We start from the raw sequence: 9,559 nt of genomic DNA on the forward strand, positions 1-9,559 counted from the left end.
TAGGACAATTGCCGGCTCCCGTATTGCCCCTCAGCGACCCTGCATGGCCTTTATCGCCCTCGGTATCAACCACAAGACCGCCTCGGTAGAGGTGCGCGAGCGCGTTGCCTTCACCCCTGAGCAACTGGTCGAGGCGCTGCAGCAGCTGTGCCGGCTGACGCCCAGCCGCGAGGCGGCGATCCTCTCTACCTGCAACCGCAGCGAGCTGTACCTGGAGCAGGACCAGCTCAGCGGCGACGAAGTGCTGCAGTGGCTGGCCGATTACCACCGTCTGAGCATCGACGAACTTCGCGCCTGCGCCTATGTGCACAGCGATGACGACGCAGTGCGCCACATGATGCGCGTGGCCTGCGGGCTGGACTCGATGGTGCTCGGCGAGCCGCAGATTCTCGGCCAGCTCAAGTCGGCCTACGCCGTAGCGCGCGAGGCCGGCACCGTCGGCCCGCTGCTCGGGCGTCTGTTCCAGGCCACCTTCAGCACCGCCAAGACCGTACGCACCGACACCGCCATCGGCGAGAACCCGGTTTCCGTGGCCTTCGCTGCGGTGAGCCTGGCCAAGCAGATCTTCGCCGACCTGCACCGAAGCCAGGCGCTGCTGATCGGCGCTGGCGAGACCATCAGCCTGGTCGCGCGCCACCTGCACGATCAGGGCATCAAGCGTATCGTCGTCGCCAACCGCACCCTGGAACGTGCCAGCCAGTTGGCCGAGCAGTTCGGCGCCCACGCCGTGCTGCTCTCGGACATTCCCGACGAATTGGCGCACAGCGACATCGTCATCAGTTCCACGGCCAGCCAGTTGCCGATCCTCGGCAAGGGCGCGGTGGAAAGTGCGCTGAAAAAGCGCAAGCACAAGCCGATCTTCATGGTCGACATCGCCGTGCCGCGCGATATCGAACCGCAGGTGGGCGAGCTGGATGACGTCTACCTCTATACCGTCGATGACCTGCACGAGGTCATCGAGGAAAACCTCAAGAGCCGCCAGGGCGCGGCCCAGGCCGCCGAGGAACTGGTCGCTGCCGGCACCGACGATTTCATGCAGCGCCTGCGTGAACTGGCCGCGGTCGACGTGCTCAAGGCCTACCGTCAGCAGGCCGAGCGCCTGCGTGACGAGGAACTGGCCAAGGCCCAGCGCATGCTGGTCAACGGCAGCAATCCCGAGGACGTGCTGGCGCAACTGGCGCGCGGCCTGACCAACAAGCTGCTGCACGCGCCCAGCGTGCGCATGAAGAAACTTACCGCCGAGGGGCGCGTCGACGCGCTCAGCCTGGCTCAGGAATTGTTCGCCCTCGACGAGAGCGCGCCGCAGGACAAAGGTCTGCAATGAAAGCGTCACTGTTGAACAAGCTGGACAACCTCAGCGACCGCTTCGAGGAACTGACGGCGCTGCTCGGCGATGCCGAGGTGATTTCCAAGCAAACGCAATTTCGCGCCTATTCCAAGGAATACGCAGAGATCGAGCCGGTGATCGCCACCTTCCGCGAGCTGCGCAAAGTGCAGAGCGACCTCGAAGGCGCCCAGGCGCTGCTCAAGGACAGCGATCCGGATCTGCGTGAGATGGCTGAGCTGGAAGTGGATCAGGCCAAGGAGGCGCTGGTCGGCCTGGAAGACAAGCTGCAGCGCATGCTGCTGCCCAAGGACCCCAACGACAGCCGCAACGTCTACCTGGAGGTGCGCGCCGGCACTGGCGGCGACGAGGCGGCGATCTTCTCCGGCGATCTGTTCCGCATGTACTCGCGCTACGCCGAGAAGCAGGGCTGGCGCGTCGAGGTGCTGTCGGCCAACGAGGGCGAGCACGGTGGCTTCAAGGAAGTGATCGCCCGCGTCGAGGGCGAGAATGTCTACGCCAAGCTCAAGTTCGAGTCCGGCGCCCATCGCGTGCAGCGCGTGCCGGAAACCGAATCGCAGGGCCGCATCCATACCTCCGCCTGCACCGTGGCGGTGCTGCCGGAGCCGGATGAGCAGGCCGCCATCGAGATCAACCCGGCCGACCTGCGCGTGGATACCTACCGCAGTTCCGGTGCCGGTGGTCAGCACGTCAACACCACCGACTCGGCGATCCGCATCACCCACATTCCCACCGGCACTGTGGTCGAATGCCAGGAGGAGCGCTCGCAGCACAAGAACCGCGCCAAGGCTATGGCCTGGCTGGCGGCCAAGCTGCAGGACCAGCAGGAAGCGGCGGCGCACAAGGAAATCTCCGAGACGCGCAAGCTGCTGGTCGGCTCGGGCGATCGCTCCGAGCGCATCCGCACCTACAACTTCCCGCAGGGACGGGTGACCGACCACCGCATCAACCTGACCCTGTATTCGCTGAACGAGGTGATCGCCGGCGGCGTGGAGGCGGTGATCGAGCCCTTGCTGGCCGAGTACCAGGCTGACCAGCTGGCGGCGCTGGGCGACTAACCACAGCGGCAAGCTGCAAGCCACAAGCCGCAAGTTGAATGCGGGCCATCTTGTAGCTTGAAGCTGGCAGCTTGAGGCTTAAAAGTGATGGCCACCATCGAAACCCTGCTCGACACCGCTGACCTGCCCGACTCGCCCACGCCGCGGCTGGACGCCGAGCTGCTGCTGGCCGCCGCGCTAAACAAGCCGCGCAGCTACCTGCGTACCTGGCCGGAGCGCGAGCTGGAGGCCGATCAACTGGCGCTGTTCCACGCGAATCTGCAGCGCCGTCGCCAGGGCGAGCCGGTGGCCTATATTCTCGGTCATCAGGGCTTCTGGAGCCTGGACCTGGAAGTGGCGCCGCACACCCTGATCCCACGCCCGGACACCGAGCTGCTGGTGGAAACCGCGCTCGATCTGCTGCCGGCCACGCCACTGCTGGTGCTGGACCTCGGCACCGGCACCGGCGCCATTGCTCTGGCCCTGGCCCGCGAGCGTCCGGCCTGGCAGGTGACCGGCGTGGATCGCATCGAGGAGGCCGTGGCGCTGGCCGAACGCAATCGTCAGCGCCTCGGGCTGGGCAATGCCGGTTTCCTGCTCAGCCACTGGTTTTCCGCGCTGGCCGGGCGGCGTTATGGTCTGATCCTGAGCAACCCGCCCTATATCCGCGCCGACGACCAGCACCTCGCGCAGGGCGACGTGCGCTTCGAGCCAAGTAGCGCGCTGGTGGCCGGTCGCGATGGGCTGGACGATATTCGTGCGATCATCCAGGCCGCGCCCGAGTACCTGCTAGCGGGCGGCTGGTTGTTGCTGGAGCACGGTTTCGACCAGGCCGAGGACGTGCGCGGCCTGCTCGCCGATGGCGGTTTCGTCGAGGTACACAGCCGGCGTGACCTGGCAGGCCTCGAGCGCATCAGTTTGGGACGTTTCGACCGTGAGTGATCAGATGCTGAGCGATGACGAGCTGCTGCGCTATAGCCGGCAGATTCTGCTGAAACAGATCGATGTGGAAGGCCAGCTGCGCTTGAAACAGGGCCGCGTGCTGATCGTCGGCATGGGCGGGCTTGGCTCGCCGGTCGCGCTGTACCTGGCCGCCGCCGGGGTCGGTGAATTGCACCTGGCCGACTTCGACACGGTGGACCTGACCAACCTGCAACGGCAGATCGCCCACGACACCGCCAGCATTGGCCAGGCCAAGGTCGACTCGGCCATGGCGCGCCTGGCCGCGCTCAACCCGCAGATCAGCCTGGTGCCGCATCGCCAGGCGCTGGATGCCGATTCCTTGGCCGCTGCCGTAAGCGCCGTCGACGTGGTGCTGGACTGCTCGGACAATTTCACTACGCGCGAGGCGGTCAATGCCGCTTGCGTTGCAGCCGGCAAGCCGCTGGTGTCCGGTGCGGCGATCCGCCTGGAAGGCCAGTTGTCGGTGTTCGATCCGCGCAATGCGGCCAGCCCCTGCTATCACTGCCTGTACGGCCACGGCAGCGAGGCCGAGCTGACCTGCAGCGAGGCCGGTGTAGTCGGCCCGCTGGTCGGCCTGGTCGGCAGCCTGCAGGCGCTGGAGGCGCTCAAGCTGCTGGCCGGTTTCGGTGAACCGCTGGTGGGTCGCCTGCTGCTGATCGATGCGCTGGGTACGCGTTTTCGCGAGTTGCGGGTCAGGCGTGACCCCGCCTGCGGTGTTTGCGGCGATGCCCAGTAACGCGCCGATCGGCGTTTTCGACTCGGGTGTTGGCGGCCTGTCGGTGCTGCGCGAAATTCGCCAGCTGCTGCCCAACGAGACGCTGCTCTACGTTGCCGACAGCGGCCACGTGCCCTATGGCGAAAAAAGCCCGGAGTACATTCGCGAGCGCTGCGTAGTGATCACCGAGCATCTGCTGGCGCAGGGTGCCAAGGCCCTGGTGCTGGCGTGCAATACGGCGACGGCGGCAGCCGCTGGAGAACTGCGCGAACGTTATCCTGATTTGCCCATCGTCGGTATGGAGCCTGCGGTGAAACCGGCGGCAGCAGCGACCCGCAGTGGCGTGGTCGGCGTGCTGGCGACCACCGGTACGCTCAAGAGCGCACGGTTCGCTGCGCTGCTCGATCGTTTCGCCAATGACTTGCGGGTGATCACCCAGCCTTGCCCGGGGCTGGTGGAATGCATCGAGGCCGGCGAGCTGCAGGCGCCGGCCACGCGTGAATTGCTGCAGGTATACGTGGCGCCGCTGCTGGCCGAGGGCTGCGACACGCTGATTCTCGGCTGCACCCACTATCCCTTCCTGCGCCCGCTGCTGGGTGAGCTGGTGCCGGCGTCGGTGACCTTGATCGATACCGGTGCGGCAGTAGCGCGTCAGTTGCAGCGTCTGCTCGCTCGGCATGATCTGCTGGCGACCGCGCCGGCCCAGGCGACTCGATATTGGAGTAGCGGTGAAATTTCGCAACTTTGCCGAGTATTGCCGATTTTGTTAGGTGAAAAAGCCGAAGTTCTTTCGATATAGTGAATTTTTTTTCGATTGGGCTATCCCTCCTATCGGATACTTCTATATTTTTGTCACGGCCTGATAAAAACCTCTCGCTAACAAAAGGAATGACTCATGAAGAAGTTGTGTGCCTTTGCCGCAGCTACGGCTTTCTCGTTCGGGATCCTCGGTGCTGCGCAGGCTGCGGATGTAACCGCGGCTATTGGTCAGAGTGGCGATTCCACCATGGTTTACCGCTTGGGCGCGCAGTGGGACTGGAACCATAGCTGGCTGGAAAGCAGCTACGGCCGTCTGACCGGTTACTGGGACCTGGGCTACACCTACTGGGACGGTGACGACACGGCGAGCAACCACAGCCTTTCCTTCGCTCCGGTGTTCGTTTACGAGTTCGCCGGGCAGAACGTGCGCCCCTATATCGAAGCCGGTATCGGCGTTGCTGCGTTCTCCAGCACCGAGCTGGAAAGCAACGAGCTGGGCTCTTCCTTCCAGTTCGAAGACCGCATCGGCGTAGGTCTGCGTTTCGCCGGCCAGGAAATCGGCCTGCGTGCGATCCACTATTCCAACGCGGGTATCAAGAAGCCCAACGATGGCGCCGAAGCCTACACCGTGCATTACCGCATGAGCTTCTAAGCCTCCAGCGACAGTGTTACAACCAAACCGCCCCTCTATATGAGGGGCGGTTTCGTTTCGCTCGCGGCTCAGATCATCGGGTCCCAGCGCTGCGACCAGTCGGTGTCCTCGGCAATGATCTCGCGCAGCAGATCGAACGACTGCTGCAGCACTGCCGAGTCGCGCTCGCGGGAATACACCAGGTAGGTCGGGTAGCTGAACTCCGGCGCGCGCGGCACGCGTTTGAGCACCTTCTTGTCCAGGTAGCTCTGTACCACCCGCGTGCGGAAGTAGCCGGAGCCGCCGTGTTCGAGGATGTACTGCAGGGCCAGCGGCCCGAGGTTGAACGACACCGGCGCCTTGGCCCGATCCGGTAGCGCGCTGTCGTGCTGCAGGCGAAAGGCCTCGCCCCAGTCGACGTACACGTAGGGTTCGGGATTCTTCGCGCGCACCAGAATCAGCTTTTCTTCCAGCAATTGCTCCACCTGCATGCCCGGCCAGTAGTTGGGCTGATACACCAGGGCGGCGTCCAGCACCCCCAGTTCCAGTTGACGCAGCAACTCCTGGCCGTCGCCGATATGGGTGTGCACGGCGTAGTGGTCGATGCGGGCGCGGATGCGGCTGACCCAGCGCAGCATCAGTGGGTTGCACAGGCTGACCTCGCCGCCGACGTGGATGACGTTGTGGTAGCCGTCCGGCAGGGGCAGGTCGCGCTGCGCCGCCTCCCAGGTTTGCAGTATCTGGTTGGCATAGGCGACGAAGGCTTCACCGTCTGCCGTCAGCTTGGCCCCGGCTCGGTTGCGTACGAACAGCGTGCAGTTGAGGTGACCTTCGAGCTTCTGGATACGCGCCGTGACGGCCGTCTGGGTGACGTGCAGGCGTTCGGCGGCGGCGATGAAGCTGCCGCTGCGAACGATTTCCAGAAAGGTGCGGGTCAGATCGATGTCCATGTCGTGGCGGGCTCAGCAAGGGCAGGCAGGCAGTGTAAGGGCTGCTACGGCACTTTTCGATGAGCAGCACCGTTACGGCATCCTGAGCTGCAATCGCAGAGGGTCGAAACCTCAATCGAAGTGGGCCAACAGGTCTCGTTGCAGCGCCGCTATCACGTCGGTCTGGGTGATGATCCCCACCAGCTTTTCGTTCTCCAGTACCGGTAGGCAATGCAGGCCGCGGTCGGACAATACGCCGATCAGGTCGACGACGTGCGTATCGACATCGGTGCAGCGTACCGGGCTGCTCATCAGCTCGCCCAGGCGCGGGCGAGGGCGCCGCTTGAACAGGCCCAAGCGCCTCGCCGGGCGGTGATGCAGAGGCGCGATCAGGTCGCTGAGGCTGACGATGCCGACCAGTTGCTGGTTGTGGTCAAGGATTGGCAGCGCCTTGAGATGATGGTGGCGCAGCAGGTGCAGGCCCTGTTTGATGCTGGTGCCCGGCGTGGCGCAGACCAGGTCGCGTGACATCACCTGGCCAGCGCGGATGTCGCCCATGCTGCGGCGCAGCGCATAGCGCTCGGTGCTTTTGACGATCATCGCCAGGTCCTCGCGAGTCACGTCGACGAAGGCGCCCAGTTCGTCGAGCGCCTGGTCGAGGTCGGTATCGCGGATGCCTACGCGCTCGCCGGGCGATGGGTCGCGGGTATGGTGTTCATCGGCTGGCGGTGTGGTCTGGCGCGGGTAACGCATGCCGGTGAGGTTGTTGTAGATCAGCGCGCTGCTCAGCAGGCCCAGCGCGGCGATTATCACGGCGATTGCCGGGTGCCAGGCAGGTATGCCCGGTGCTACTGGGGCGAATACGACGCAGAAGGCGATGGCGCCGCCCGGCGGGTGCAGACAGCGCAGCGGGCACATCAGCAACAGGCTCAGACCTACCGCCAGGGCGGCACCGAGCAGGCTGTGATCGAGCAGGTGGCCGACCAGTACGCCAACCAGCGTGGCGCACAGATAACTACCGACAATCGACCAGGGCTGCGCCAGCGCGCCCGAGGAAACAGCGAACAACAGCACAGCAGAAGCGGCCAGTGGGCCGGAGAAGTGCACGGCCAACTGCAGGCCGAAAAGCTGGCTGCACAGCCAGGTGGTGAAGACAAAACCCAGGCCGGCACCGAGTGCCGCGCGCAGCCATTCGCGTGGGCGCGTGTGCGCAGCGTCGGGGACGAAGGCGATGCACCATTGGTGCAGGCGAGATGGTGTGTTCATGGTATCCGGTCAAAAAAAGAGGGCTCTTCACTGCTGAAAAGCCCGTAGGGTGCCGCAAGCGGCACTTCTGGATGCCCGTCCCTGGGCGAAGAAAACCTCAGGCGAGCAGGTGCTCTTCGGTCGTATTGCCGGACTCTTCGAGTGGCTGCGTGGTGACCTCGCAAGGCCGGCCCGTCGCTTGCGTCATGCGCGCCGCCGCTTCCGGATCGTCGGCAAAGGGCAGCAGGCTGGCCTGGTCGAGCGTCGACGGTGTGCTACAGCACAGCCAGCAACCGAGCAGGCAACCCAGGGTAGCGAGAACCGGCAGGATCAGGGCGTCAGGCATGGGCGGCGGCTCCCACTTCCGGGGTGGAGGGCACGGCATCGATGCGCTCACCGCTGCGTACCGTCAGCCAGGTGTTCCAGGCCATCAGCAGCATGCCGCTGGCAAAGACCGCCCCGCCCAGCAGGCGCACGACATAACCGGGGTGGCTGGCTTCCAGCGCCTCGACGAAGGAGTAGGTCAGCGTGCCGTCCTCGTTCACCGCGCGCCACATCAGGCCCTGGGTGATGCCGTTGACCCACATCGAGGCGATGTACAGCACGGTGCCGATGGTGGCCAGCCAGAAGTGCGCGTTGATCAGGCCGACACTGTGCATCTGCGTGCGGCCGTACAGCTTGGGCAGCATGTGGTAGAGCGCGCCAATGGAGATCATCGCCACCCAACCCAGTGCACCGGCATGGACGTGGCCGATGGTCCAGTCGGTGTAATGGGAAAGCGCATTGACCGTCTTGATGGCCATCATCGGGCCTTCGAAGGTGCTCATGCCGTAGAACGCCAGCGAAACGACCAGAAAGCGCAGGATCGGGTCGGTGCGCAGCTTATGCCAGGCGCCGGACAGGCTCATCATGCCGTTGATCATGCCGCCCCAGCTTGGAGCCAGCAGGATGACCGACATGGCCATGCCGAGGGTTTGCGCCCAGTCCGGCAGCGCGGTGTAGTGCAGGTGGTGCGGGCCGGCCCAGATATACAGGGTGATGATCGCCCAGAAGTGGACGATGGACAGCCGATAGGAATAGATCGGCCGCTCGGCCTGCTTGGGCACGAAGTAATACATCATCCCCAAAAAGCCTACCGAGAGGATGAAGCCGACCACGCTATGGCCGTACCACCACTGGATCATTGCATCGGTGGCGCCGGAGTACACCGAGTACGACTTGAGCAGCGAGACCGGTTCGGCGATGTGGTTGACCACATGCACCATGCCCGTGACGATGATGAAAGCACCGTAGAACCAGTTGCCCACGTAGATGTGGCGCACCTGGCGACGGGCGATGGTGCCGAAGAACAGGTAGGCGTAGATCCCCCACAACAGGGTGACCCACAGCGCGATCGGCCACTCCATTTCGGCATACTCCTTGGAGGAGGTGATGCCCAGCGGATAGCTGACGATCATCGCCAGCACGGCTGCCTGCCAGCCCCAGAACAGGAAGTTGGCCAGGCCGTCGGAGATGATCCGTACCCGACAGGTACGTTGCAGCACGTAGAAGGAGGTGGCGAACAGGGCACCGCCGCCGAAGGCGAAGATCACCAGATTGGTGTGGACCGGGCGGATCCGCCCGAAGCTGAGCCATGGAATACCGAAGTTCAGTTCGGGCCAGACCAGCTGGGCCGCGATGAACACACCCATGCCCATTCCGAGGATGCCCCAGAACAGAGTGGTGAGGGTGAAACGGCGAACGATCTCGTAGTTGTAATAGTGGGGGGCAGTCGCAAGGGTAGCCATCATGATTCCGTCTTGCTGAGTATTTCAGGCGCGCTCTCCTGTCGCTCGGAATAGGCCGTTGGCCGGTTCACGAGCATGTCAGGTTTCGTAGGGAGCACCGAAAGTGTGCGGGACGGTGATGGATTCGACTAATTAATAATAAATTCTG

10 protein-coding genes are annotated in these 9,559 nt (G+C 64.2%); 6 read left to right on the forward strand and 4 right to left on the reverse strand.

Going from position 1 to position 9,559, the window contains the following annotated elements; genetic code table 11:
- The first annotated feature begins 43 nt into the window (after nt 1-43).
- The 6 genes from hemA to B3P22_RS21815 all read left to right on the forward strand — a co-directional run bounded on the left by hemA (nt 44) and on the right by B3P22_RS21815 (nt 5,471).
- On the forward strand, nt 44-1,324 hold the full coding sequence (gene hemA, locus B3P22_RS21790) for a glutamyl-tRNA reductase (RefSeq protein ID WP_197854844.1): 1,281 nt from the start codon (nt 44-46) through the stop codon (nt 1,322-1,324).
- Nucleotides 1,321-2,403: a peptide chain release factor 1 gene (gene prfA / locus B3P22_RS21795; RefSeq protein WP_296272508.1), complete on the forward strand. Its 1,083-nt coding sequence runs from the start codon at nt 1,321-1,323 to the stop codon at nt 2,401-2,403. The genes hemA and prfA overlap by 4 nt, the downstream gene beginning before the upstream one ends.
- Before the next feature lie 87 nt (nt 2,404-2,490).
- Complete coding sequence (prmC, locus tag B3P22_RS21800; protein ID WP_296272509.1) at nt 2,491-3,324, forward strand: peptide chain release factor N(5)-glutamine methyltransferase; 834 nt, start codon at nt 2,491-2,493, stop codon at nt 3,322-3,324.
- A 4-nt stretch (nt 3,325-3,328) separates the two neighbouring features.
- Complete coding sequence (locus B3P22_RS21805; protein WP_296272541.1) at nt 3,329-4,081, forward strand: molybdopterin-synthase adenylyltransferase MoeB; 753 nt, start codon at nt 3,329-3,331, stop codon at nt 4,079-4,081.
- The gene (gene murI, locus B3P22_RS21810) at nt 4,071-4,859 is read left to right on the forward strand and encodes a glutamate racemase (protein ID WP_296272510.1); all 789 of its coding nucleotides are present in this window, start codon (nt 4,071-4,073) and stop codon (nt 4,857-4,859) included. Before B3P22_RS21805 ends, murI begins: the two co-directional genes overlap by 11 nt.
- Before the next feature lie 96 nt (nt 4,860-4,955).
- On the forward strand, nt 4,956-5,471 hold the full coding sequence (locus tag B3P22_RS21815; RefSeq protein WP_296272511.1) for an acyloxyacyl hydrolase: 516 nt from the start codon (nt 4,956-4,958) through the stop codon (nt 5,469-5,471).
- 68 nt (nt 5,472-5,539) lie between these two features.
- On the opposite strand, the gene B3P22_RS21820 is transcribed toward B3P22_RS21815, so the two are convergent.
- The 4 genes from B3P22_RS21820 to ccoN all read right to left on the reverse strand — a co-directional run bounded on the left by B3P22_RS21820 (nt 5,540) and on the right by ccoN (nt 9,411).
- Complete coding sequence (locus tag B3P22_RS21820; protein WP_197854855.1) at nt 5,540-6,400, reverse strand: LysR family transcriptional regulator; 861 nt, start codon at nt 6,398-6,400, stop codon at nt 5,540-5,542.
- 111 nt (nt 6,401-6,511) lie between these two features.
- On the reverse strand, nt 6,512-7,645 hold the full coding sequence (locus B3P22_RS21825; protein WP_296272512.1) for an HPP family protein: 1,134 nt from the start codon (nt 7,643-7,645) through the stop codon (nt 6,512-6,514).
- Nucleotides 7,646-7,742: 97 nt separating this feature from the next.
- Nucleotides 7,743-7,970 (reverse strand): hypothetical protein, encoded by a 228-nt coding sequence (locus B3P22_RS21830; RefSeq protein WP_296272513.1) that lies wholly within the window; start codon nt 7,968-7,970, stop codon nt 7,743-7,745.
- Nucleotides 7,963-9,411 carry a cytochrome-c oxidase, cbb3-type subunit I gene (gene ccoN / locus B3P22_RS21835; protein WP_296272542.1) on the reverse strand — a complete coding sequence of 483 codons (1,449 nt, stop codon included), beginning with the start codon at nt 9,409-9,411 and terminating at the stop codon, nt 7,963-7,965. The genes B3P22_RS21830 and ccoN overlap by 8 nt, the downstream gene beginning before the upstream one ends.
- Nucleotides 9,412-9,559 lie beyond the last annotated feature (148 nt).

The sequence above is a fragment of the Pseudomonas sp. UBA6323 genome (assembly GCF_002439135.1).
In the GTDB taxonomy this organism is placed as follows: domain Bacteria; phylum Pseudomonadota; class Gammaproteobacteria; order Pseudomonadales; family Pseudomonadaceae; genus Aquipseudomonas.